This is a genomic window from Aquamicrobium sp. LC103, assembly GCF_001014615.2.
GTDB lineage: Bacteria > Pseudomonadota > Alphaproteobacteria > Rhizobiales > Rhizobiaceae > LBCQ02.
In genome coordinates this window covers 237,409-262,084 of the sequence record NZ_LBCQ02000011.1, presented here as the reverse complement: position 1 = coordinate 262,084, position 24,676 = coordinate 237,409, and the positions used below count along the sequence as shown (strand labels likewise).

Below are 24,676 nucleotides of genomic sequence, written 5' to 3'. Positions count from 1 at the left end.
CGAGCAACCGTCTCCTCAGCTAGCCACGCAATGCGCCAAGCTGTGTCGCGGAAAGTGGAACGAGCAGGCAATGTCGCCGAGGTCGGCGTCCGCCAGGGCTTCCCGGATGTCGGTGATTTACCGGTCGAGACCCCAGAGGTGAGGATTTCGTTCGAAATGCTCGATCAGCATTTCGGTGAGTGTCCGTATCTTCCGTGCCGGATGCTGACCCGGGGGGCGGATGACATATGCGCCCGCTGGCGGTGGCGGATAGCGTGTCATGATCGGAACGAGCGCGCCGGAGGCCACATAGTCGTAGGTGATGCAATCGGGGAGCCAGGCGATACCGAGTCCTGCTGCTGCGGCGGCGGCGAGCGCCGCAGCGTTGTCGGCCTTGAACCGGCCCTGCGGCTGAACCGTGACGATCTTGTCGCCATCCATGAGTTGCCAGGCTTCGGTTCCCTGCATGAGGGCCTGATGGGTGGCAAGTTCGCCCGGCGTCTCAGGCGCGCCGTGCGCTTTGATATAGTCCGCACTGGCGACCAGCTTTCCGTAGATCGGCCCGACACGTCTCGCGATCAGGTTGGAGTCCTGAAGGTAGCCGACCCGGATCGCGCAATCGAAACCCTCGGCGATGAGATCGACGAAGCGATCGCTGTAGGAGGTATGGATGTGAAGCTGCGGGTGGCGTCTGGCCATATCCGCGAGCACGGGAGCGAAGTGCGTCGGGCCGAAAGAAAGCGGCATGGCGACTCGCAGGCGGCCGCGAAGATCCCCTGCAGGCAGGATCGTTTCCCTGGCCAAGTCGATCTCGGCGCTGATCCTGGCCGCGTGGTCTCGAAACGTGACCCCGGCCTCCGTGAGAGCTGCGCCGCGGGTGGTTCGTGCAAGGAGCTGGATGCCAAGTTCCGCTTCAAGCCGGAAAAGCCGCCGGCTGACGATCGACTTGGAAACGCCGAGCCGGCGCGCGGCGGCCGAAACACCCTCGGCATCGGCCACTGCCACGAATGTCCGTAAATCTTCGATGTCCAATGCGGACGTTCCTCGTTTCGCGACACAGATTGCCGAAACATAGCACTACCGCATCATTTTTAGGAACAGCAAATTGCGTCCGGGCCGTGCGCAGTCGGCGCATACCTCCCAGCAGACCAACCTCACTCACAACGGCACCAAAGGATAATCATGACCTTTCGCAACGGACTTGATTCGCTTCTCCGTCCCGAAGACTCGGTCCTCGTTCTGATCGATCACCAGCCTTATCAACTCGCAAACCTGAACAGCCACGATCCGCACATGGTGGTCAACAACACGACCGCGCTGGCGAAGCTGGCAAAAGCCTTCGATGTTCCGACCATTCTCACCAGCGTGATCGCGGCGCGCGGTGGACTTCTCTTCAAGCAGATCACCGACGTATTTCCGGGCCAGGAAGTCATCGATCGCACCTGGGTGAACACCTGGCAGGACGAGAATGTGGTGAACGTCGTCAAGGCGACCGGCCGCAAGCAGCTGATCATCGCCGGCCTGTGGACCGAGGTCTGCGTCGCAATGCCTGTGATCCAGGCCGCCGGCGAAGGCTGGGACGTGACCGTGATCACCGACGCGTCGGGCGGGATTTCGAAGGAGTCTCACGAAGTCGCCGTCCAGCGAATGATCGCGGCCGGCGCGAACGTGATGACCGTGATGGCGCTCGCTGGCGAATGGCAACGCGATTGGGCGCGCACCGAGCATGTCGAGGAGCTGACCGAGATTCTCATCCAGCACTTCGGCGGCAGCGGCATCGCGTATCTTTGGGAGCAGCAGCTTCTCAACACGCCAGTAGCCGGCTGATCCCGGCCGGGATGGCGAGCATTTCGGTGAGGGTAGCAATCGATCCGCTTGCCGGCCCTCGCCATCCCTTTCCGCTGATCGGCCCCCGTCATCCCGGAACCTCGCTGGCCAGCAACCGCGCGCAGTTCTTCCGCGACGTCCCATCGTGCCCGTTCTACGGCTTCGACCGGGAGGGCGCGACGGTCCAAGAAGGCGTGATCCAGAACTGGTGGCGGCAGGGCATGAACGGTGAATGTCGACGTGCTGAACGCCGACCTTCTGGAGTTCGTCGCCAGCTGAGATGCCCGAGGGACGGGGCGCCCGGCCCCGTCCCTCGGCGCAAGTCTCCGCAGCGACGGCTATTTCAGTGGAGGAGACATGGGTAGAGGTCTGCACCCAGGACCCGGCGACATCTCTACTCTCCGCCGTTGATCTCAATCGCTTCGAGCGCATTCACCTCGAGCGACCGGGCCGCGAAGATCTCCTGATAGCGGCCGTTCGCCATGAGCCTTTTCAGCGCGCCGGCGACCGCATCGCGGATTTGCTCGCCCTCCTCCGACTTGAGGGTCGGGATACCCGCGAGCGTGCGCGTAAACGGCTCGCCGATGAGAACATAGGTATCGGGCTCGAGATCCTGAAAATAGGGAAGCGTCTCGTTGCCTTGCACCGCCGCGTCGAGGCGCTGGCTCTTGAGCTGGGTTCTCGCATCCGCCGACCCTTCCGTGCCGACCACCTCGATGGCGGGCAGACCGGCACCCGCGCAGTTCTCCTCGCTCCAGGCAGCGATGTCGTTGGGCCAGTTGGTGTTGCGCGAGGCTCCCACCCGCTTGCCGCAGAGATCGGTCGGCGCCGAAATCGCCTCCGCCAGTGTCGTCAGCGTGTAGAATTGCGCACCCGAGTTCATGTAGTCGACGAAATCGACCGTGTCCCGCCGCGAAGGCAGATCCGACATGCCGGCCATGGCGATATCGACGCGGCCCGTTTGCAGGGAAGGCAGCATCTGGATGAACTCCGTCTCCTGCCACTCGATCTCCACGCCGAGTTCCTCCGCGATCGCCTCGCCGAGCTCGATGTCGAGACCCATGATCTCATTCGTCGCCGGATCCTTGTAGACGATGGGCGGATAATTCGGGTTGGTGGCGGCGACGATACGCCCTGCATCGAGAATGCGCTGCGGCAGTTCCTGTGCCAGGGTCGAAGCCGTAAGCGCGGCGAGCGACGCGCCGGCGATCAGAAGGGTGGACGGTTTCATTTCAGTTCCTCTCTCGTTGGCGGCTCAGGACAGGACGGCCGCGATAAAGTCCTTGGTTCGTTGCTCGGAAGGACGGCTGAGCAACTCCTCCGGGGTGCCCGTCTCCACGATGCGCCCGGCATCCATGAAGATGACGCGGTCGGCGACTTCGCGGGCAAATCCAAGCTCGTGCGTGACGACGATCATCGTCATCCCGATGGCGGCGAGGTCGCGCATGACGTTCAGAACCTCGCCGACGAGTTCCGGATCGAGCGCGGAGGTCGGCTCGTCGAACAGCATGAGCTTGGGCTGCATGGCGAGGGCCCTGGCGATGGCGACGCGCTGCTGCTGTCCCCCCGAAAGCTGCGCCGGATAGGCGCCTGCCTTCTCCGATAGGCCGACGCGGTCCAGCAGCTTCAATGCCCCCTTTCGCACTTCTTCCTTACGCCGCCGCAGGACGGTGACGGGTCCCTCCATGATGTTCTGAAGGGCGGTCATGTGGTGGAAGAGGTTGAAGCGCTGGAAAACCATGCCGCAGGCGAGCCTCTGGCGCGCTATCGCGCGATCGTCCAGCTCGAAGAGCACCTCGCCCTTCTGGCGATAGCCGGCGAGGTCGCCGTCTATGCGAATCATGCCGGAATTCGGCTTTTCTATCTGGTTCAGGCAGCGAAGAAGCGTCGACTTTCCCGAACCCGACGGTCCGATGATGCACAGGACCTCTCCGCGCGAAACATCGAGATCGACGCTGTCCAGGGCGCGGTGCGCGCCGAAGATCTTGGTGATGCCCCGCCCCTTAACGAGCGAAGAAGGAGAATTCGACATGGTTCAACGCCTCCCGGTCGCGTAGCCGCGGGAAAAACGCAGCTCCAAGAAGAACTGTCCGATGGAAAGGATGGAAACGACGATGATGTACCAGATGGCCGCGACGATCAGCAGTTCGATGACCCGGCCGTTGGCGAAGTAGATCGTCTGGGCATTGCGCAGGATCTCGGAGAACTGGATGACGGAGGCAAGCGACGTCAGCTTGACCATCGAGATGAATTCGTTGCCGACGGGAGGAATGATGACGCGCATCGCCTGCGGCAGCACGATCCTTCGCAGGATCGTCGGACGAGCCATCCCGATCGCCTGCGCAGCCTCGGTCTGCCCCTGATCGACGGAAAGAATGCCGGCACGCACGACTTCGGCCGTGTATGCGCCCTGGTTGATTCCCAATCCAAGAAGCGTCGCCATGAATGGCGTGATGACGTCGACCGTTCGGAACTCGAAGAGGCCAGGAATGCCGAGTGTCGGGAAAACGAGGGCGAGATTGAACCACAGAAGCAGTTGCAGGATCAGCGGCGTTCCCCGGAAGAACCAGATATAGCCGTTGGCCGAGGCGCGAAGCACCGGATTGGACGACATCACCATGACCGCGAAGAGGACGCCGAGCCCGATGCCCAGCGCCATCGCCACGACGGCCATGACGATCGTGTTGAGGAGCCCGTTCATGATTGAACGCGCCGTCAGGAACTGCGCAACGATGCTCCATTCGATCTGGCCAACGGCGAAAGCACGTATGATCCCGGCGAGCGCGAGCAGGATCAGAGCGGTTGCAAGCCAGCGTCCAAAATGCCGCCGCGGCACGATACGCAGGCCGGTGGATGTCGCGGCGGGATCGCCGGTTCGGTCCGGGGCAGCGCGATCGGTGCTCATTTTTCGTTTCCCTCGTCCAACGCCTGAACGCCGGCATCGACCCAACCCCGCTTGACGTCGAGCGCGGCCTGCAGGCGGTGCAATTGTTCGCGTACCGCGGCGGGCGCCGTGCCGCCAAACGCCGAGCGCGCGGAAAGGGCGGCCTCCACGGACAGACATGCCGCCACCGAAGCGTCCAGCGCCGGATCGATGCTGGCAAATTCGTCCGCGGAAAGGGCTTCGAGGCCGACGCCCTTGTCCTCGCAGTAACGCACGGCCCTTCCCGTGATCTCATGCGCGGCCGAGAAGGGGACGCCACGCCGGGCAAGCCAGTCGGCCATTTCGGTCGCAAGCGTGAATCCATCCGTCGCGGCCCGCCTCATGCGCGCCTCGTCGAAGCGCAGCGTTGCGACGAGCCCCCGCATCGCCGGCAAAACCAGATGCAACGTGTCGACGGCCTCGAACGCCGCGCGCTTGTCCTCGATCAGGTCGCGGTTATAGGCAAAGGGAAGACCTTTCTGCGTCACCAACATTGCATTCAGGCTGCCGATCAGCCTGGCGCTGCGACCGCGCGTCAGCTCGGCGATGTCGGGGTTCTTTTTCTGCGGCATGATCGAGGAGCCGGTTGCGAAGCTGTCGTCGAGCTTTGCCCAGGAAACCGCCTGCGAGCACCAGTAGATGACCTCCTCGCACAGGCGCGAGAGATCGACACCGATCATGGCGGTGACGAACAGGAATTCCGCGACATGATCGCGGCTGCCGACGGCGTCGATGGAATTCTCGCAAGGTCCATCATATCCGAGTTCGGCGGCGCTCAGATCGGGGCGCAGCGCGATGGCGCTTCCGGCGAGAGCGGCCGCTCCCAGCGGGGAACGCGCCGACCGCCTGTCCCAATCCATGAAACGGTCGAGATTGCGCTGAAGCGCCTGCGCGTGCGCCAGAAGCTGATGTCCCAAAACGATGGGTTGCGCGGCCTGAAGATGGGTGAACCCCGGTGCCGCGGTCTCCATATGAGCTTCCGCCTGAGCCGCGAGCGCATCGATCACCTGGAGAAGACCAGCCGCGATCCCGCGCGCCTCGACCCTTAGATATAGCTTGAGATCGTTGGCTGCCTGATCGTTGCGCGAACGACCCGCCCGCAGCTTGCCGCCCACGTCGCCCAGCCGGGAAATCAACAGACGCTCTATGAAGGTGTGGATATCCTCGTCGCCCGGCGAGGGCGCCTCGCGGCCCGCCGCGATGTCCGATTGGATGGCGCCGAGCGTCTCGAGCATCCGCTCCAGTTCACGATCGTCGAGAATGCCCTCCCGATGAAGTTCGCGCGCATGGGCGCAGGAACCGGCGATATCATAAGGCACGAGGCGCAAATGGCTTGCATCGGACCGGGAAAAAGCGGTCAGTGCCGGATCCGGCGCGGCGCGGAAACGGCCGCCCCAAAGTGCTGTTGCCTGGTTCATTCGCAATCCCTCATCATGCACAAGTTTTACGCAAGAATGTCGTTTGACCCTTACTTGGACAAACGACATTATCTCGTAGCGGTATGACGAAAACGACTAGGGCGGATGAAATGGCATCGGTACGGCAGAGACTGCCCTCCACGACGGCGCTGCGGACCCTGCTGGCTGTTGCCGAGCGCGGCTACACTACGGCTGCGGCCGAGAGCCTGAACCTCTCTCAAAGTGCCGTCAGCAAGCAGTTGCTGGGACTTGAGGAGTTGATCGGCGGGCCGGCTTTCGTGCGTACCGGTCAGGGAATGATTCCGACCGAAGCCGGGAAAATCTATCTCCAGCAGGCCCGGATAGCGATCAAGGCCATGGAGGATGCCGCCCTTCAGGTCGCGCGGTTGAAGCCGGATCCGAAAGCGCTTCGCCTGCAGGTGCTGCCGATCTTCGGGGACCGATGGCTGCTGCCGCGCTTCGCCGATTTCACGGGCAAGTTTCCCGACATCGACGTGCAGTTCACCACCTTCGTCTCCGCGACGCAGGCGGAAAATCCGGATGGCATCTTCACGTTCGGCGTCGCGCCTCCCGCCGGTGAAATGAGCAGCTATCTGTTCGGTCGGGAGATCGCCCTGGTCGGCACCGCGGGATATTGGGAGAAGATCGGCTATCCCGACGGGATCAACGATCTGGCCGGCGCCGTCATGCTCGAGCACCCCCAGACCCCTCTGCATTGGTCCGATTTCGCCAGCGCCGCCGGAAGTCCTGACGTGAAGCCCAGGCATACGATCCGGTTCGGCTACTACACGATGGTGATACGAGCAGCCTTGGCCGGACAGGGCATGGCTCTGATTCCGCGAGGCCTGATTGCCGACGACCTGAAAACGGGGCGGCTCGTCAACCCGGCCGGTCTCGGCTATACGAGTGATTTCGCCTACTGGTTCACCGTGCCTTCGGGACCCCGCGTAAGCCCGACCTTACAGATTTTCATCGATTGGCTGCAGACCACCTCCCGAGACCAGTGCGAAACCGCTTAGAGGGGGTGTTATTGGTGATCGGGACTTTCCTTGCCGGCATTTCGGATTGCGGACGGTCTTAAATCCGAACACCGGCTTGACGAATCCATCCAGACCCGCCTAACTGCCGGTGACGGTTCCTCGCAAGAGGATCAAAAGGGAACGCGGTGCGGGCTTCGGCCCAATGCCGTGGCTGCCCCCGCAACTGTAAGCGGTTAGTTTTTCGTCCATACGCCACTGGGCCAGCGGTCCTGGGAAGGCGACGAAAAAACGACGAGCCGCGAGCCAGGAGACCTGCCGTCAGCCGTGGTCACGCGCGTGCACATCGGGCGGGGTGTCCTGATGAAAGGCAGATTTCCGTACTGGATGCGGGAAGGCTGTGTTCGCGGTGACGTGCAACGTAACCGCTGGACCATTTCGATGTCTTCTCATTCCACCACGCGCATTTCGCGCCATATTCTTGATTTCACCTTCCGCCCGCAAGCATCGACCCGCCATGGGACGTTCCTTGCGAGCGCCGCGCTTCTGTCGCTCTCGAGCAGCCTTGCCTTCGCGCAAGCCGTTTCGGACGACACCTCGGCGGACATGCTGCTCGATCCCATCACGGTCACGGCCGAGGGTGGGGGCGGCGGCGTCGGACCCGACCTCGACCGCCCGTCCAACGCCGGCAGCAGGCTCGGCCTGACGGCGCGGGAGACCCCCGCCAGCGTCGAGATCATCGACGGCGAGACGATCCGCCAGCGCGGCCAGACCGACGTGAACCAGGCGATCGTCCGCAACGGCATCGGCATCAACTTCATGGGCGCGCCGGGCAATGGCGGCACCTCGCTCGGCATGCGCGGCTTCACCGGTCATGGCTCGGTGACGCGGCTCTATGACGGCGTGAAGCTCTATCCCGGCTCGGGCACCATCACCTTTCCCTTCGACACCTGGACGGTGGACAGCATCGAGATCCTGCGCGGCCCCGCCTCCGTGCTTTACGGCGAAGGCGCGATCGGCGGCGCGATCAATGTCGTGCCGAAGAAGCCGCTCACCGACAGCCGGCGCAACGAGATGCAGGCCATCATCGGCACAGACGGCCAGAAGGGCCTGGCGCTGGGCAGCGCCGGCCCCATCGACGAGCGCTTCGCCTACAGCTTCGATATCAGCGGCAAGGGGTCCGACGGCTGGATGGACCGCGGCGACGCGTCGAGCCTCGCGGTTTCGGGCGCATTGAGGTGGCAGGCGAGCGACGAGCTGGCGCTGACCTTTTCCCATGATCACGGCTACAACGAGCCGTCGGCCTATTTCGGCACGCCGCTGATCGACGGACGACTCGATGAAAGGCTGCGGCACAAGAACTACAACGTCGCCGATTCCCTCGTGCGCTTCCATGACCATCTCACCCAGATCAAGGCCGAATGGACGCCAAGCGACAATCTGTCGATAAACTCGACCACCTATTACCTTTCGAGCGATCGCGACTGGCGCAATGTCGAAAGTTATCTCTATCGCCCCGAGACCGGCGACATCCGGCGCAGCAGCTACATCGCCATCAACCATCTGCACGAACAGGTCGGCAACCGGACAGACGCGACCTTCGAGAGTCGGTTCGCCGGCATGGAGAACCGCACGGTCGTCGGCTTCGACGTCAACCGCATTCGCTTCCGCAATGCCAACAACTCGCCCTATCCGGGTGAATCGGTGGTCGATCCGATCGATTTCGACCCGGGATTCTTCATCGGGCCCGACCAGTTCCGTTCCACGCTCGACAGCACGACGCTGCAATACTCGCTCTTTGCCGACAACCGGCTGAAGATCAACGACCAATGGTCGGTGGTTGCCGGCCTGCGCTATGACGACCCGCGCCTGGAACGCACCAATCCGCAGACCGGCACGGGCTTCACGCGCAATCTCGATTCGCTCAACTGGCGCGTCGGCGCGGTCTACACGCCGGTCCCGGACCTCGCCTTCTTCGCGCAATATTCACAGGCGTCGGAGCCGATCGGCAGCATCCTGTCGTTGTCGGATGCGCAGCGCGACTATGTGCTGCCGCGCGGCGAGCAATACGAGGCAGGCGTAAAATACAGCTTCCTCGGCGGCCGCGCCGACGCGACGCTCTCCGCCTTTCACATCCGCAAGAAGAACGTGCTTGCGCGTGACCCGGACGACCGCACGATTGTCCGTCAGATCGGCGAGCAATCCTCGCAAGGGATCGAAGCCGCCCTCGGCTTCGATCTCGGTCACGGATGGCGTGTCGAGGCCAACGGCACGATCCTGGATGCCCGCTTCGACGATTACATCCAGGCCGGCGGCGACTTCTCCGGCAACACGCCGCCCAACGTGCCGCAGGAGGCCGCGAATCTGTTCGTGAGCTGGGCTTTCGCGGAAAACTGGCTGGTTCACGGCGGCCTGCATTATGTCGGCAAGGTCTACACCGACGATGCCAACACGAAGACGCGCCCCAGCTACGCCGTCGTCAATGCCGGCCTGCAGTGGCAACCCACCGAGACGGCGACGATAGACCTCAACGTCTACAACCTTTTCGACGAGGTCTACGCCACGTCCGGCGGCGCGACGCAGTGGTATCTGGCGCCGCCGCGCTCGGCGACGCTGTCGGTTCGGCTCACTTTCTGAGACGATGTCGTTCGGCCTCCGGATAAGCCAGCTTGCCTGGGGACCATCCCCGGGCCGGCGCATCATCGAGGACGTCAGCTTCGACGTCGCCCCCGGGTCCGTCACCGCGATCGTCGGGGCGAACGGCGCCGGCAAGTCGACGCTGCTGCGCTGCATCTACAGGATGCACAGGCCGCAGGCCGGGGAGGTTCTGCTCGACGGGGTCGATATCTGGAAAATGCGGCCGCGCGAGGTGGCGCGGAGGATCGCGACGGTGCTTCAGGAGACACCGTCCGATTTCCCCTTCACCGTTCGCGAGGTGATCGCGATGGGACGGACGCCTCATCTCACCGGGCTGTTCGCCGCATCGTCCGGCGACGAGGCCATCGTCGAGGAGACGATCATTCGCCTCGAACTGGAGCATCTGGCCGACAGGCCTTTCGCGGTCATATCGGGCGGCGAGAGACAGCGGACACTTCTTGCCCGCGCCCTTGTGCAGGAGCCGGGGCTTCTCGTGCTCGACGAGCCGACCAACCATCTCGACATCCGCCACCAACTTGAAATCCTGCGCGAGCTGCACGGGCTCCACACCACGATCGTCACCACGCTCCACGATCTGACGCTCGCCGCGTCGATCGCGGACCAGATAATCGTGATGCGCGCCGGCCGCGTTATCGCGGCGGGCACGCCAGCCGGTGTTCTGACCCCATCCGTCATCCATACCGCCTTCGACGTCGACGCGAGCATCGACCGGCAGAATGGCGAGATGCGTTTTTCCTTCCGCCTTCCCGAAAGGAGCCTTTCATGAGGACGCCGGCCGTTTTTCTCTCCATGCCTGCGCTGCTGGTCGCGGCCGCCCTTCCGGCCGCCGCCTTCCCGGTCACGGTCGAAAGCTGCGGCCGGCAGATGACGGTCGAGGCACCGCCGCAGCACGCCGTTTCCTACGGCTCCAACCTGACCGAGATCATGCTCGCGCTCGGCCTCGAAGACAGCATGGCAGGCTTCGTCGGCCAGGGCGACCGGCTACGGGCCTCGGCCGTCGCGGACTTCCCCGCGGTCGCCGGATTGCGCGAGCTGCAGCGCAGCTATCCGTCGCTGGAAATTTTCCTCGAGGAGGAGATCGACTTCTATTTCGCGGGCTGGAGCTACGGCATGCGGGTCGGCGGGGAGGTCACGCCGGAGACGCTGGGTGCCTACGGCATATCGGTCTACGAACTGTCGGAATCCTGCGTCCGGCTGGGTCAGGAGAACCCGCCGACATTCGACTATCTCTATCGTGACCTGGAAAATCTGGCGGCGATCTTCGGCGTTCCCGAGCGTGCCGCTGCCCTTGTGGCCGACTACAAGGAACGTATGGCGACGGTTCAGGCCACCATCGACGGCAAGGAGCGCCCGACCGTCTTCGTCTATGATTCCGGCGAGCGCGTCGCCACCAGCGCCGGCGGCTTTTCCATGCCGCAGGCGATCATCGACGCCGCCGGCGGCGTCAACATCTTCGAGGATTCCGCGTCGAGCTGGATCCGGATCGACTGGGAGACGATGGTCGACCGCAATCCTTCCGCGATCGTCATCGTCGACTATGGCGAGGTGACGGCCGAAGAGAAGATCGCCTTCCTGAAGCGCATGCCGGCCTTTGCCGACGTCAATGCCATCCGCAACGAACAATTCCTCGTGCTCGGCTATGACGATCTGACGCCCGGCCCGCGTAACATCTCGGCCGCCGAGCGGCTGGCGGAGTTCCTGCATGGCGACTGAGGCTGCCTCCGACAACGATGCCGCACGCGCCAAGCCGCTGACGCTGCGTTCCAGGATGGCACTCGTGCTGATTGCCGGCTCCTTGCTGCTCTTCCTGGCGATGAGCCTGTCGGTCAGCCTCGGTTCGGCCCGCATTCCATTCGCAACCGTCTGGTCCATCGCATTGAACCGGATCGCCCCCGATCTGATCGAACCTTTCTGGAGCGCCGGCCGCGAGAACATCGTCTGGAACCTGCGGTTTCCCCGCGCGCTGCTCGCCGCGATCGTGGGAGCAGGGCTCGGGATGGCCGGCGCGGCCATGCAGGGAACGACACGCAACCCGCTCGCCGATCCTCACCTGCTCGGCGTCTCTGCCGGTGCGGCGCTCGGCGCGAACATCGCCATCCTCCTCGTCGGCAACGTCTTCGGTGCCGCAACCGTGCCGCTCTTCGCATTCGCGGGCGCGCTCTTCGCCACCGCGCTGGTGATCGGAGTGGCGGGCCTGTCGCACAGCACCGACAGGACGCAGCTCGTTCTGGCCGGCGTCGCGATCTCCTTCGTGATATCGGCCGCGGCCAACGTGATCATCATGTTCGCCGACCCCCGCGCCATCGCGAGCGTCGTCTTCTGGATGCTCGGCGGCTTCGGCCTTGCGCAATGGAGCAATCTCGTCTTTCCGCTGACGGCGCTGGCCGCCGCCGGCCTCGTCTTCATCGTCAATGCGAGGCCGCTCAATGCACTTGCCATGGGCGACGAAAGCGCGATCACGCTCGGCGTTCCCGTGACGCGACTGCGACTCATCCTGATAATCGCCAGCGCCTTCCTGACCGGCGTGCTCGTAGCCTTCTCCGGCATGATCGGCTTCGTCGGCCTGATGATGCCGCATATCGCGCGGCTTCTGGTGGGCGGCGACAACCGCATCGTCCTGCCGGCAAGCGCGATGCTCGGCGCGATCTTCCTCGTTCTGGCCGACGTCATCGCGCGCACCCTGGCGGCACCGAACGACATACCGATCGGCATCGTCACCGGCTTCATCGGCGGGTTCTTCTTTCTCGTGATGCTCGCCAGACGCCGTTCGCGATGAACTCGAGGCGCCCGCGAAGAGCGCGACACCGCGATTTCTCGGACGATGCACGATGGCCACCACACGGGCGGCACCGGCGTGCAAGCGATACGTTTCCCTGCTCAGGCGGCAGCGGGAGCGCTTGTTCAACACGCGGCAACAAATCTTGTTCGGCGGTTTCGCGCGACTTCGTGCTCTCGTCAAAAATTCGCGGGAACCTGCGATGGCCGACGGCGTTTAAATGCGCCGTTTGTGACGAGCCAGACCGAAACTTGCTAAGGAGAAGGCAATGCATGGCCGCTTTGAAACACCCGTCGAAGTCTATATCGGCCTCGGATTTCCGCGCCAGGTGGAAAGCGCCAGGGAAGCGTATGAGGTGTTGATGGAATGGCCGCGAGAGCGCCGCGGACCGGCGCACGGTGCCGCCATCGAGGCTTGCTTTGCCGCCATGGGCGGAAAACACGATGCCGAATCCGCGCGGAATGCCTTCGAGACGTTCGCGGTCGCCCGGGGGATACTCGCCGAGCCCGCGCTTGCCGCGGCGGTGCAGGACGCCGCGGAGGAATGGCTTCGAGGCTAGCCTATGTTTCTTCGATCACGAGCTCGAACGTGACGCAGACCGGATTCGAGCCGCGGGCGAGCCGCCCTTCGGCGATCTCGCCGTCCATGCCGACGACCGAAATGTCGAGACGGCACGTTCCAGCGGACATCTCACCATTCCCGACGAGCAGTTCTGTCGCGTAGGAAGCGAGGTGCGATCCATCCTCGAAATCCGCTCCCACCAGGCTGCCGATGCCGTGAACAGCGGCGCTGCCAATTCCGTTTTCGCGGCAAAGCCGCTCGATCGCGATGGTGATGTCCTCGTTCGGCCGCACCGTGGCGAGCAGGACACGGCCTGTACCCGCACCGCGCGGAGGCGATGAAAAGGAAGGCGAGCGCGACGTCCCCTCGTGTTCCGCCGAAACCGGTGAAAACAGACGGAAATTGGTCTCCGGATCGTCCCTGACGTCGAAGATGGCGCCGCAAACGCCCCAAGCCTCCGCCTCGACCTCCGCGGCGAACTCGGAATCGAGCGGCAGCAGATGCCCCATGCGGCGCGCGCCATCGGCCTCGCGCCAGATGCCGTGGCAATGCAGGAAAGGCTCGCCGTCGCGCCAGCCGACGATCGCGCCGGCCTCCTCGATCGTGGTCACGCCGGCGGGGCTGCGGGTCGCGCTGTACCAGGCGGCATGGGCGGCATCGGGCGAGGCGGCCGGGATCACGTAGTTCATGGGCGAGACCGGCACATCCTCGAGACGGATGTAGCCACCGGCGAAACCGGCTTCGGCAAAGGCTTCCGCCACAGCCCGGTTGACGCTGCGCCCCGGCTTCAGACGCAGCGTCAGCCGCCTCGCCCTGCCCTGCACGCTTCTTTCCCGCTCCGCCGTAGGCGTGCCGGGATGCCTGATGGACCGCATCGGATCAGTTCGCCAGGCCGGCGGTGACGAAGCCGCCGTCGACGGCAAGTATCTGCCCGTTGACGTAGCTCGCATCGTCGGAGACCAGGAAAGCGACCGCGCCGGCGATTTCCCGCGGCGTGCCGTAGCGGCGCTGCGGCACGCGCTCGTGCCATTGCCGACGCACGTCGTCGGTGTGTACCGAGCGCGCCAGCGGCGTGTCGATCGGCCCCGGCGCGACGGCGTTGACACGGATACCCTCCGGCCCGAGTTCGTTGGCCATCACCAGCGTCAGCAGGTTCTGGCCGCCCTTGGAGGAGCCGTAGGCGCTGCGGCCCTTGTTGCCGCACATGCCGGAGATGGAGGTGATGTTGACGATGCAGCCCGGCGCCTTGCGCGCCAGCCAATGCCGCGCCGCCGCGCGCGAAACGATGAAGGTGCCGGTCAAGTTGACGTCGACGATGCGGCGGAAATCCTCGACGCTGGTCTCGACCGCCGGCCGATCCATGCCGATGCCGGCGCAGTTGACCACCGCCACGATCCCTTCGCCGGTGATATTGCCGAAGGCGGTCTCGACCGCCGCTTCGTCGGAGACGCTGCACGCGATGCCGCGATCGCGCGGTAGGCCGAGCGCGTCGCAGGCCTCGTCCAGTGCTTCTTGCTCGAGGTCGAGGAGGTAGGGTTTCCAGCCGCGCTCCGCCAGCAGACGCGCCGTCTCGAACCCTATGCCGGATGCGCCGCCGGTGACGATGACGGCGCCTTTTTTCGTCTCAGCCATGTTTTCCTCCCTTGGGTTCTCAGACAGCCGGCTTCAGGCCGGCGGCGGCGAGCTCGCCGCGGCGCTCCAGCTCCTCGCGGATCATCTTCTTGGTGATCTTGCCGTAGGCGGATTTCGGCATCTCCCCCCAGAAGAAGAAGCGTTTCGGCAGCTTGTAGCGAGCCATCTTGCCGTCGAGCCAGGCGGCAAGGTCGATCGTTTCCGGCGGAACGCCCGGACGGGCGACGCAGACGGCGACGCCGATCTCGCCCCAGACCGGATCGGGAACACCCAGAACGGCCGTCTCGCTGATGTCGGGATGGGCGAGAATCTTCTCCTCGATCTCGCGCGGATAGATGTTGGACCCACCGGAGATGTACATGTCGGAGGAACGGCCGGTGACGTAGACGAAACCGCGCTCGTCCATGTGGCCGAGGTCGCCGGTGCGGAACCAGCCGTTGCGGAACGCCTTGGCGTTGGCCTCCGGGTTCTCGTAGTAGCCGGCAAACACAGCCGGCCCGATCACGCAGATCTCGCCCGTTTCGCCGGTGCCGACCGCCTCGCCCTCCTCGTTCTGGATCTCGACCTGCATGCCGGTGCGCTCGAAGCCGCAGGTGCCGATGCGCGCATGCGGTCCGTCCTCCAGATCGTGAAAGGCCGGCGGCAGCACTGTGATGTTGCCCGTCACCTCGCCGAGCCCGAAATACTGCACCAGCACCGGTCCGAGCTTTTCCAGCGCGCGCTTCTGGTCGGCCCGGTACATCGGCGCGCCGGCATAGATGACGTAGCGCAGCGAGGAATGATCGAACCGGTCGACCGAAGGATCCTCGATCATCAGCTTCAATATGGTCGGGACGGTGAAGGCGTTGGTCACCTTCCACTTCTCGACGAGCGACCAGACGGTCGCCACTTCCAGCTTCTCGGTCGGCGGCAGGATCGTCTTCACCCCGTGCGCGACCTGGGTGAGCTGATGCACGCCGGCGCCATGCGAGAGCGGCGCGACGACGATCGAGGCGTCGTCGCGGCCGGTGCCCGGCATCAGATCGCAGAGATGGTTGGTGACGACGAAGGCCATCTGCCCATGGGTGAGCACCGCCGCCTTCGGTCGTCCGGTCGTGCCGGAAGTAAAGAAGAACCAGCATGGGTCGTCGCGATCGACCGCCACGCTTTTGACCACCCCGCCATCGTTGCGGGCCACGATCGCGTCGTAGTCCTCGCCGAACTCCGCCTCGCCAATGGCGATGACGAAGTCGAGCGTTTCCGAGGCCTGGCGGCACGCGGCCGCATGACCGGCAAAGCTTGCGCCGCAGATCATGCCGCGCGCGCCGCTCGCCGTGGCCAGATAGGCGACCTCGTCGGGCGACTGCCTGTAGTTGGTCGGGACCCAGACGGCGCCGACGCGCAGGCAGGCGAAGAGCGATTCGAACATCTGGTTGCAATTGGCCGACTGCACGAGGATGCGGTCGCCCTTCCGGACGCCGAACTCGCCGGCGAGGGCGGCCGCCATCGCATTGACGCGGGCCTCCATCCTCGCCCAGGTCCAGGTCTCCTCGCGCCAGACGAAGCCGATGTCGTCCGGGTTGCGGCGCGCCGCCTGCGTCAGGAAACATGAAAGGTTCATCACGCGGGTGGTGGACGGCGCCAGTCCGCCGAGCGGTGCATTGCCGGTCGTCACTTCGCGCGCTCCAGAAGCGAGACATAGTTGGCGACGACCGCGCCGCCCATGTTGAAGACGCCGGCGAGATTGGCGTCCTTGACCTGCATGTCGCCCGCCTCGCCGGCAAGCTGCATGGCGGCCATCACATGCATCGACACACCCGTGGCGCCGATCGGATGCCCCTTGGATTTCAGGCCGCCGGAAGGGTTGACCGGCAGGCGACCGTCCTTGCGCGTCAAGCCCTCGCGCACGACGCGGTGCCCCTCGCCGGGCTTCGCCAGCCCCATCGCTTCGTACTCGATCATCTCGGCGATGGTGAAGCAGTCATGGGTTTCGACGAAGGAGAGATCGGCGAGCGACAGCCCTGCCTCGTCCAGCGCACCAGCCCAGGCGCGACGCGCACCCTCGAAGGCGAGCACGTCGCGGCGTGACAACGCCATGATGTCGTTGACGTGGCGGCGCGCCCGGAAGGCGATGGCGCGCTGCAGCGTCGCCGCCGTCTCGGCGTCTGCGAGCACGAGGGCCGCCGCGCCGTCGGAAATCAGCGAGCAGTCGGTCCGCCGCAAGGGCGGCGCCACATAGGGATTCTTGTCCGAGACCGTGTTGCAGAAGTCGAAGCCGAAATCCTTGCGCATATGGGCGTAAGGGTTCGCCATGCCGTTGGCGTGGTTCTTGGCCGCGATCATCGCGAGCTCCTCGGAACGATCGCCATAGCGCTGGAAATAGGCCTGGGCGATGCGACCGAAGAGGCCGGCGAAGCCACCGTCGACATCCGCCTCCTCGGCTCGGTAGCTGGCGCAGAGCAGGATGTCGCCGACTTCCGCCGTCGGCGTCGCGGTCATCTTCTCCGCGCCCACCACCAGCGCGATGCGGCCGCGCCCCGCCTCGATGAAGTCCATGGCGCTATAGAGCGCCGCCGAGCCGGTCGCGCAGGCGTTCTCCATCCTCGCCGCCGGCGCATGGGCAAGCGCCTCGTTGCTCATGGCGACCAGCGCGCCCTGAAAATCCTGCTTCGAGAAGCCGTTGTTCATCACGCCGACGAAGATGCCGTCGACGTCGCCGGGATCGACGCCCGCATGCGCCAGCGCCGGCGCGGCGACGGAGGCCATCAATTGCTCGGTGTTTTCCAGTTCGGATTTGCCGAAGGGCGAATGCGCCCATCCCACGATCTGTGCCTTCGTCATTTCATCCTCCTCGATTGGGTTCTCGCGGCCGCCTCCGGGCGCTGTTGGTTTCGCGACGCGAACATGCCGGCGAGCTTCTCTTCCACGCGGCGCGCCTCCTGGGTGAGATAGGAGACCAGCTCCGCCTGCCGCGCCTCCTGCATCCTGCTGTCGATCGCCGCGATGCTGAGCGCACCGGCGACCCCGCCGTCGGGTGTCCTCAGCGCCACGCCGACGCCCCAGGAATTGGCGAAGATCAGGCCGGGATTGAGCGAATAACCCTTCTCCCGGGTTGTGCGGACATCCTCGCGGATGCGCTCCGGCGGCAGCATCGGATATTGCGTGCGCAATACCGTCTCGTTGGCGGCGAGCACCGCATCGACCTCGTCGTCCGGAAGCGAGGCGAGCATGGCGAGCGACCCGGCGCCGACGCCGAGCGGATGCTCAAAGCCCGCCTGCAGGGCATGCGTCCTGACCGGATAGGTTCCCTCCTCGCGATAAAGGCACACGGAATAGGTGTCGCGGCGCACCGAAAGGAAGCTCGAATCCTCCGTCTTCCTCGAAAGCCGGATCAGGCTTTCCATTGCCATCTGCAGGAGTCCGAAGCGGCGCGAGGCGAGGCTGCCGAGTACATAGGCCTCCTCGCCGAGATAGTAGCGCCGGCTCTCCTCATCCTGCTCGACCATGCGCGCCCGCATCAGCGCCAGCAGCAGGCGACGCGTCGTCGGCTTGTTGAGCCCGCTTTCCTCGACCAGTTCCGACAGGGAAACGCCTCGATCGGCATGCCTGCCGACCATCGAAAGAAGACCGAGTGCCCGGTCAACGCTTTGTGATCCGCTTAGTTCGGACATATTTCCCCATAGGTCCATAATATGGAACCAATAATTTATCAATCGTCGCCGAAGCTGTAAAGCGGTCGATTTTTGGATTGCGAAGCCATATTTTTCCGCTATTTTGCATCGTCTATTGCGAGAGTGATGTGATCCATCATGTGGATCATTGCTCTGTAGGCAGGTCAGCGGGAGGTTGACTGGCCGATATGCAAGCACAAACGGAGGAGATCCAATGAGATTTGCCAAGCTGGGCGCAACCGCCCTCACATCGCTCATCGCCGGCCTCGCCATGCTGGGGACCGTTTCGGCCGAGACCTTCAGGCTGTCGCACAACACCGGCGACACGACGACCTGGCACAGGGGCGCGGAAAAGTTCAACGAACTGCTGGGCGCGGCAACCGGCGGCGACCTGCAGGTGCGCACCTTCCCGAACGCACAGCTCTCCGGCGGCGACCAGATGAAACAGGCCGAGATGGTCGGCCGCGGCGCGCTCGACTTCGTCATCACCTCGGCGATCAACGTGACGCCGCTGGTGCCCGAGATGGCCGTGTTCTCGCTGCCCTATCTCTACGCCAATTACGAGCAGGTCGACGCCACCACCGACGGCGCGGCGGGCGACAAGATGAAGGAGATCATGCTGGCCCACAACATCGTGGTTCTGGCGTGGGGCGAGAACGGGTTCCGCGAGGTCACCAACAACGCCCGCCCAATCAAGGCTCCGGCGGATCTGCAGGGCCTGAAGATGCGCGTGGCCGGTCCGATGTATATCGACGTCATGAACGCGCTGGGCGCCAACCCGCAGCAGATGCAGTGGAGCGAGACCTTCACCGCGCTCCAGCAGGGCGTGGTCGACGGCCAGGAGAATCCGGTCGGCGCCGTCATCATTCCGCAGCGCGTCTACGAAGTGCAGAAGTACCTGACGACCTGGCACTATTCCTACGACCCCGTCTTCCTCGGCGTGAGCAAGAAGCGCTGGGATTCCTGGGACGACGAGACCAAGGCGAAGGTACAGCAGGCGGCATCCGAGGCCATGGCCTACCAGAAGGAAATCACCCGCGAGGACACCGCCAAGGGCCTGGAATATCTGCGCGAAAAGGGCATGGAAGTCTACGAGCCGAGCGCCGAGGAGCTGCAGGCGTTCCGCGACTCCACCAAGCCCGCCTTCGACACCTGGGCGGCGAAGGTCGGGGACGACCTCGTCAAGTCCTTCCAGGATGCGATCTCCGCATCGAACTAAGCCCGCGTGGCTGGTGGAAGGGCCGGCTTGCCGGTCCTTCCACAATGACCGATCCAGGGGAGGGTCGCCGACATGCAATTCGTCCTTCGCGACGCGGAGAAGATCATCTGCGCCGCCCTGTTTCTCGCGATGACGGTTCTCGGCTTCGTCAATGTCGTCATTCGTTACCTGACCAATTATTCGCTCGCCTCGTCGGAGGAACTGCTGACGAACGGCTTTCTCCTCCTGACCATATTCGGAGCGGCGATCGCGGCGCGCACCGGCGACCATCTCGCCGTCACGCTGATCTATGATCTCCTGCCGCCGCCGGCGCGCAAGGTGCTACTGGCGCTTTCGAGCGCGCTGGCGATCCTGCTGCTCGCGCTTTCGGCCTGGTTCTGCTGGCAGCTCGCCGCCAACCAGATGTCGAGCGGCATACGATCCTACGCGCTGCAGATCCCGGCCTGGTACTACAGCATCGGCCTGCCCCTGGGCTTCGCTTTCGTCATCGTCCGCTACGTCCAATATGCCCGCCATACCTGGCGCGAGCTCGATGTCGAGGAGACCGCCAATGCTTGAGATCGGCGCCGGCACGCAGATGGTCATCGTTTTCTTCGTGCTTCTTTTCCTGCGGTTGCCCGTCGCCTTCGCGCTCGGCCTGTCCGCCATCTATGCGATGTGGGTGCTGGGCTTCGGGCTCGATCTCGCGGGCGACCTCATCGCCACCGGCATCGCGAAGTTCTCGCTGCTCGCCATCCCCTTCTTCATCCTAGCCGGCACGCTGATGGGCACGCTCGGCATCGCCGAGCGGATGATCCGCTTCTTCCGCGTCCTCATCGGCTCGCTGCCCGGCGGCATGGGCGTCGTCGGCACGGTGGTCTGCCTTTTCTGGGGCGCGGTCAGCGGCTCCGGTCCGGCTTCCGTGGCCGCCATCGGGCCGCTGATCATCAAGGGCATGACCGAGGACGGCTATTCGAAAGCCTATGCGGCGGGCCTGGTCTGCACGGGCGCGGCGCTGTCGATCGTCATTCCGCCATCGATCGGCCTCGTCATCTACGGCGTCATCGCGGAAGCGTCCATCTCGCAGCTCTTCATAGCCGCGGTGATCCCCGGCCTGTTCCTCGGCGTGCTCATGCTCCTCACCCTTCCCTTCGCCAAGAAGGAAGCTGCGGTGGAAGGCGCGCCGAGCGTCGAGCGGCTGATGCCGTCACCCTATGAAGGGGTCACCTACGGGCCGCGCCTGTGGCGCTCCTTCCTCGATTCCTTCTGGGGCCTGATGACGCCGGTGGTGATATTGGGCGGCATTTATTCGGGCGCCTTCACGCCCACGGAGGCCGCCATCGTCGCCACCGTCTACGCACTCTTCGTCGGCGGCCTGATCTACCGCACGCTTACCTTGAGCGGCCTCTATCAGTCGCTCGTCGACGCCAGCGCATCATCGGCCGTCGTCATGCTGGTCGTCGCCTATGCCAGCCTCTTCGGCTGGGTCGTCACCGTGGACGACCTCATCGGGCAGTATTCGTCGATCCTGCTCGGGCTCAGCGACAACCAGTGGGTAATCCTTCTGGTGATCATGATCGTGCTGCTGATCGCCGGCATGTTCATGGACGCCATCACGATCATGTTCATCTCGCTGCCGATCTTCCTGCCGGTGGCGCGCGAGCTCGGCTGGGACCCGGTCTGGTTCGGTGTTCTGGTGATGATCAACCTGGCGATCGGGCTCTTCACCCCGCCCGTCGGCATCAATCTCTACGTTGCCGCCAACATCACCCGCCTGCCGCTGGAGCGCATCGCGCAAGGCGCGATCCCGTTCCTGATCACCAGCATCATCGGGCTCGCCATCGTCGCGGCAGTGCCCGAGATGTCGCACTTTCTGGTGAACCTGTTGCGATAGAAGAATGCGGTCGCGGCGCCAGCTGTTGCGGCCCTCGCCATTCCCCCAGCGGCGGCACCCGGTGTGCCGCCGTTTTTTTTGCCCGGGACCCCGCATCCGCAGCGGACAAGAAAAAGCCCTGCCGCCTATGGGGAAGCGGCAGGGCCTATTGCCTGAGACACCCCCTCTCCGGGGTTGCGAGCCTTATAGGTGCAACCACCCGGTGAGGCAACCGCTTTCGCCTTCCGCTGCGGCAGTCGGGCAGCGTGGCGATACCTGTCGAACCCTTTCCGTCAAAAAAGTGTCACACGAACTGGAATAGGCCGCGACCCGAACCGTTAGCCGGCCATCTCAACCGGAGATGGAAGGCGATTCCATGTTGCATAGCGTACCCCAGGCAAGAGCCGCCGAGCTCCAGGACGCCGGAGAACGGCGAGCGTGGCCGCTCCCGCCGGTGCCGCCGGGGCCGGTCATAGGCCTGCTCCTCCTGCTCGTCGGCATTCCCGCAATTCTCTACGGCCTCGACGGCTTGTCCATCGAAGGGCGATTGTCGCTCTCCGTCTTCGCCGGGGCCCTGGTCGCCTGGGTGGTGCTCGAACTGCCCGACATGCCGGTGGCGCTCGCCGGCGCGCTCGCCCTCGTCGTTTCGGGCGCGGTCCAGGAGGAAGCCTTCTTCGCCACGCTCGGCAACGAAATCGTCTGGCTGTTGATCGCCGCTTTCGTCATGGCATCGGTTTTGCGAACGACGGGCATCGCCGAGCGCCTCGCGACCACGGTGCTGGCGCGATGCGGGACGGTATCCGGCCTGTTCTGGAGCGCGACGATCGTCATCGCCCTGACCGCATTCGTCATCCCTTCGACCTCGGCGCGCGCGGCGATCCTCATGCCCGTATTCCTCGGCCTTTCAGGCGCGATCGACCGACCGGGAGTGACCAGAGGGCTGGCACTGCTGTTTCCCTCGGTCATCCTGCTTTCGGCCTGCGCTTCGCTGACCGGGGCCGGCGCGCACCTGATCGCCGCCGATTTCATGAAGCGGATTGGCGGGACGGAAATCGGCTTCGCCCATTGGGCGCTTCTGGGCACGCCCTTCGCGCTCGTCACCAGCTTCCTCGCCTGCGGCCTGATCCTGCTCCTGTTCCTCTCCGCCGAGGACCGCAGGGCCGCATTAGGCACGCTGCCGGCCAGACCTCCTTCCAGTTCGGGCAACGGAGCGGCCGTGCTGGCGATCGTGGGGGCGGCCGTGCTTTTGTGGGCGACAAGCGCGCTCCACGGCCAGAACATGGCAGTCGTCGCCCTCACAGCCGCCATGCTTGCAGCTTCGAAACCCGTTTCCGGGATCTCGCTCAAGGAAGCGCTCAAGGGCGTGGAGTGGAACCTGCTTCTCTTCCTGGCGGCCACGCTCTTGATAGGCGAGGCGCTGCTCACTTCCGGCGCCGCGAACCACCTTGCCGGCCTGGCACTTTCAGCGCTCGACGGTCGCCTGGCCCCGGCTCCCTGGGCTGTCGCCGCGATCGCCGCCCTCATCTCCAGTCTCGCTCACATCTTGATCACGTCGCGCACCGCGCGGGCGAGCGTGCTCATTCCGGCGATCGGCCTGCCGCTCGCCGCGTTCGGCACCGACCCGTCGACGCTGATCTTCATCGTCACCGTCGGCAGCGGCTTCTGCCAGACGCTGATGGTCTCGGCCAAGCCGGTCGTCCTGTTCGGCTCCGGCGAGACGCCGACCTTCTCGCAAGCCGATCTTCTGCGGCTCGCCGCCTTCCTGCTGCCGCTCTTCATCGCGGCGCTCGTCCTCTTCTCCCTGTTCGTCTGGCCGCACCTCGGCCTGCCGCTCTGAACACCTCCCAAGAACCTTCCATAGACCTCGAAAGGAAAACGAAATGTCGATGACGATCCTGATCGCGCCCTCCGGCTTCAAGGAAAGCCTGACCGCCGAGGAAGCGGCGACCTGCATTGCCGCCGGGGTCCTGCGGGCGATGCCGGGCGCCGACATCCTCAAGGCGCCGATGATCGACGGCGGTGAGGGCTTCACCAAAACGCTCGTGGACCTGACCGGCGGCACGCTGCACCACTTGTCCGTCACCGGCCCGGTGGGAGAACCGGTCGGCTCCTTCTTCGGATTCATGGGCGGACAACCCGTTCGCACCGCCGTCCTGGAGATGGCGGCAGCAGCGGGCCTGAGCCTCGTCCCCCGCGATCGCCGCAATCCATGCCTGACGACGAGCTACGGCGTCGGCGAATTGATCCGCGCCGCGCTCGACGCCGGCGCCGAGCGTATCCTGCTCGGCTGCGGCGACAGCGGCATCAACGACGGCGGTGCCGGCATGGCCCAGGCGCTCGGCGTCCGCTTCCTGGACGAGAACGGTCAGCCACTCGCGCGCGGCGGCGCCGCGCTTGGACGTCTTGCTTCGATCGACATGACGGGCATCGATCCTCGCCTTGCCCGGGTCCGCATCGACGCGGCCGTCAACTGGCACAACGTGCTCACCGGTCCCAGAGGCGTGGCCCGCGTGTTCGCTCCACAGAAAGGCGCGACACCGGCCCAGGTGGAGGAGCTCGCCGCGGCGATGGAGACCTATGCGGGAGCGATCGAGCGGACGACCGGCATCCGGGTCGGCAACGCCCCCGGCGCCGGCGCTTCGGGCGGACTCGGAGCGGCGCTGCTCGGCCTTCTGTCGGGACGCCTTCACCCCCGTTACGACATCGTGATGCAATATCTCGACCTCGACACACTGATCGATCGCGCAGATCTGGTGGTCACGGCGGAGGGAAGCCTCGACGGCCAGACGCCCTACGGCAAGGTTCCCGCGGAAGTGGCGCGCCGCGCCAAGGCGCGCGGATTGCCGGTGATCGCCCTTGCCGGCACCATCGGCAAGGGCGTGCGGCTCAATTTCGAGCACGGCATCGACGCCTTCGCCAGCATCCTGAAACGGCCATGCACGCTCGAGGACGCGATCGGCAATGCCGGCAAGCTCCTGACGCGTGCCGCCGAGGACGCCGTGCGCATGGTGGGCGTCGGAATCGCGCTCGGCCGTCCCGGCGCAAAGGGGCGCCGGATCGGCAGCGGTTCCCATCGATCACCGGCCGGCCGCAGCGCCCGTGCGGGGCTGTAGCGCCTTTCGTCGTTTCAACGCCCGCCACCTCCGCCGCGGGTTCCGCATCGCCGCCGCGATACCCCCGCGACCGCCGCCCGACTTTGTGCTA

General features: G+C 64.9%; 22 protein-coding genes, 1 pseudogene and 1 riboswitch. Of the genes and pseudogenes, 13 read left to right on the top strand and 10 right to left on the bottom strand.

Annotated features, from left to right (window positions below; all coding sequences use genetic code 11):
- Nucleotides 1-117: 117 nt before the first annotated feature.
- Nucleotides 118-1,011: a LysR family transcriptional regulator gene (locus XW59_RS21745; protein ID WP_047147559.1), complete on the bottom strand. Its 894-nt coding sequence runs from the start codon at nt 1,009-1,011 to the stop codon at nt 118-120.
- A 150-nt stretch (nt 1,012-1,161) separates the two neighbouring features.
- Between XW59_RS21745 and XW59_RS21740 the strand changes: the two genes are divergently transcribed.
- Nucleotides 1,162-1,806 (top strand): hydrolase, encoded by a 645-nt coding sequence (locus XW59_RS21740; protein WP_047147560.1) that lies wholly within the window; start codon nt 1,162-1,164, stop codon nt 1,804-1,806.
- Between the two features lie 2 nt (nt 1,807-1,808).
- Nucleotides 1,809-2,036, top strand: a pseudogene (locus XW59_RS29885) (hypothetical protein); the annotation flags it as partial.
- A gap of 164 nt (nt 2,037-2,200) precedes the next feature.
- On the opposite strand, the gene XW59_RS21730 reads toward XW59_RS29885, so the two are convergent.
- The 4 genes from XW59_RS21730 to argH are packed head-to-tail and all read right to left on the bottom strand — an operon-like array spanning nt 2,201 to nt 6,147.
- Nucleotides 2,201-3,037 (bottom strand): ABC transporter substrate-binding protein, encoded by an 837-nt coding sequence (locus XW59_RS21730; protein ID WP_047147561.1) that lies wholly within the window; start codon nt 3,035-3,037, stop codon nt 2,201-2,203.
- A 24-nt stretch (nt 3,038-3,061) separates the two neighbouring features.
- Nucleotides 3,062-3,838, bottom strand: a complete 777-nt coding sequence (locus XW59_RS21725; RefSeq protein WP_047147562.1) for an amino acid ABC transporter ATP-binding protein — start codon at nt 3,836-3,838, stop codon at nt 3,062-3,064.
- 3 nt (nt 3,839-3,841) lie between these two features.
- Complete coding sequence (locus XW59_RS21720) at nt 3,842-4,711, bottom strand: amino acid ABC transporter permease (RefSeq protein ID WP_047147563.1); 870 nt, start codon at nt 4,709-4,711, stop codon at nt 3,842-3,844.
- Nucleotides 4,708-6,147 carry an argininosuccinate lyase gene (argH, locus tag XW59_RS21715; RefSeq protein ID WP_047147564.1) on the bottom strand — a complete coding sequence of 480 codons (1,440 nt, stop codon included), beginning with the start codon at nt 6,145-6,147 and terminating at the stop codon, nt 4,708-4,710. The genes XW59_RS21720 and argH overlap by 4 nt, the downstream gene beginning before the upstream one ends.
- A gap of 110 nt (nt 6,148-6,257) precedes the next feature.
- Here argH and XW59_RS21710 point away from each other — a divergent pair, with 110 nt between their 5' ends.
- The 6 genes from XW59_RS21710 to XW59_RS21685 all read left to right on the top strand — a co-directional run bounded on the left by XW59_RS21710 (nt 6,258) and on the right by XW59_RS21685 (nt 13,117).
- Nucleotides 6,258-7,166, top strand: a complete 909-nt coding sequence (locus XW59_RS21710) for a LysR substrate-binding domain-containing protein (protein WP_047147565.1) — start codon at nt 6,258-6,260, stop codon at nt 7,164-7,166.
- Nucleotides 7,167-7,262: 96 nt separating this feature from the next.
- A riboswitch (cobalamin riboswitch) is annotated at nt 7,263-7,462 on the top strand.
- A gap of 103 nt (nt 7,463-7,565) precedes the next feature.
- Nucleotides 7,566-9,761, top strand: a complete 2,196-nt coding sequence (locus tag XW59_RS21705) for a TonB-dependent siderophore receptor (RefSeq protein ID WP_082137723.1) — start codon at nt 7,566-7,568, stop codon at nt 9,759-9,761.
- Nucleotides 9,762-9,765: 4 nt separating this feature from the next.
- Entirely contained in the window at nt 9,766-10,548 is a 783-nt protein-coding gene (locus XW59_RS21700; RefSeq protein ID WP_047147566.1) for an ABC transporter ATP-binding protein, read from the top strand.
- On the top strand, nt 10,545-11,495 hold the full coding sequence (locus XW59_RS21695) for an ABC transporter substrate-binding protein (protein WP_052958334.1): 951 nt from the start codon (nt 10,545-10,547) through the stop codon (nt 11,493-11,495). The genes XW59_RS21700 and XW59_RS21695 overlap by 4 nt, the downstream gene beginning before the upstream one ends.
- The gene (locus XW59_RS21690; RefSeq protein WP_082137724.1) at nt 11,485-12,558 is read left to right on the top strand and encodes an iron ABC transporter permease; all 1,074 of its coding nucleotides are present in this window, start codon (nt 11,485-11,487) and stop codon (nt 12,556-12,558) included. The genes XW59_RS21695 and XW59_RS21690 overlap by 11 nt, the downstream gene beginning before the upstream one ends.
- Before the next feature lie 268 nt (nt 12,559-12,826).
- Nucleotides 12,827-13,117 (top strand): DUF982 domain-containing protein, encoded by a 291-nt coding sequence (locus XW59_RS21685; RefSeq protein WP_047147567.1) that lies wholly within the window; start codon nt 12,827-12,829, stop codon nt 13,115-13,117.
- A 1-nt stretch (nt 13,118) separates the two neighbouring features.
- Here the strand turns inward: XW59_RS21685 and XW59_RS21680 are convergent, their stop codons facing one another.
- The 5 genes from XW59_RS21680 to XW59_RS21660 are packed head-to-tail and all read right to left on the bottom strand — an operon-like array spanning nt 13,119 to nt 18,401.
- Nucleotides 13,119-13,994: a DUF296 domain-containing protein gene (locus tag XW59_RS21680; protein WP_047147568.1), complete on the bottom strand. Its 876-nt coding sequence runs from the start codon at nt 13,992-13,994 to the stop codon at nt 13,119-13,121.
- Nucleotides 13,995-13,998: 4 nt separating this feature from the next.
- Complete coding sequence (locus tag XW59_RS21675) at nt 13,999-14,751, bottom strand: SDR family oxidoreductase (RefSeq protein ID WP_047147569.1); 753 nt, start codon at nt 14,749-14,751, stop codon at nt 13,999-14,001.
- Nucleotides 14,752-14,770: 19 nt separating this feature from the next.
- The gene (locus tag XW59_RS21670) at nt 14,771-16,405 is read right to left on the bottom strand and encodes an acyl-CoA synthetase (protein ID WP_047147570.1); all 1,635 of its coding nucleotides are present in this window, start codon (nt 16,403-16,405) and stop codon (nt 14,771-14,773) included.
- A complete protein-coding gene (locus XW59_RS21665; RefSeq protein ID WP_047147571.1) occupies nt 16,402-17,571 on the bottom strand; it encodes an acetyl-CoA acetyltransferase in 1,170 nt (389 codons plus the stop codon). The genes XW59_RS21670 and XW59_RS21665 overlap by 4 nt, the downstream gene beginning before the upstream one ends.
- Nucleotides 17,568-18,401, bottom strand: coding sequence for an IclR family transcriptional regulator (locus XW59_RS21660; protein ID WP_246666163.1), 834 nt, complete (start codon nt 18,399-18,401; stop codon nt 17,568-17,570). Before XW59_RS21660 ends, XW59_RS21665 begins: the two co-directional genes overlap by 4 nt.
- 214 nt (nt 18,402-18,615) lie before the next feature.
- On the opposite strand from XW59_RS21660, the gene XW59_RS21655 reads away from it, so the two are divergent.
- From XW59_RS21655 to XW59_RS21635, 5 genes are all read left to right on the top strand, one after another.
- Nucleotides 18,616-19,620, top strand: a complete 1,005-nt coding sequence (locus tag XW59_RS21655) for a DctP family TRAP transporter solute-binding subunit (RefSeq protein ID WP_047147573.1) — start codon at nt 18,616-18,618, stop codon at nt 19,618-19,620.
- A 72-nt stretch (nt 19,621-19,692) separates the two neighbouring features.
- Nucleotides 19,693-20,178, top strand: a complete 486-nt coding sequence (locus XW59_RS21650) for a TRAP transporter small permease (RefSeq protein ID WP_047147574.1) — start codon at nt 19,693-19,695, stop codon at nt 20,176-20,178.
- Nucleotides 20,171-21,493 carry a TRAP transporter large permease gene (locus XW59_RS21645; protein WP_047147575.1) on the top strand — a complete coding sequence of 441 codons (1,323 nt, stop codon included), beginning with the start codon at nt 20,171-20,173 and terminating at the stop codon, nt 21,491-21,493. Before XW59_RS21650 ends, XW59_RS21645 begins: the two co-directional genes overlap by 8 nt.
- A 355-nt stretch (nt 21,494-21,848) precedes the next feature.
- Nucleotides 21,849-23,309, top strand: coding sequence for an SLC13 family permease (locus XW59_RS21640; RefSeq protein ID WP_170990197.1), 1,461 nt, complete (start codon nt 21,849-21,851; stop codon nt 23,307-23,309).
- Between the two features lie 43 nt (nt 23,310-23,352).
- Nucleotides 23,353-24,585: a glycerate kinase gene (locus XW59_RS21635; RefSeq protein WP_047147576.1), complete on the top strand. Its 1,233-nt coding sequence runs from the start codon at nt 23,353-23,355 to the stop codon at nt 24,583-24,585.
- Nucleotides 24,586-24,676: the final 91 nt, after the last annotated feature.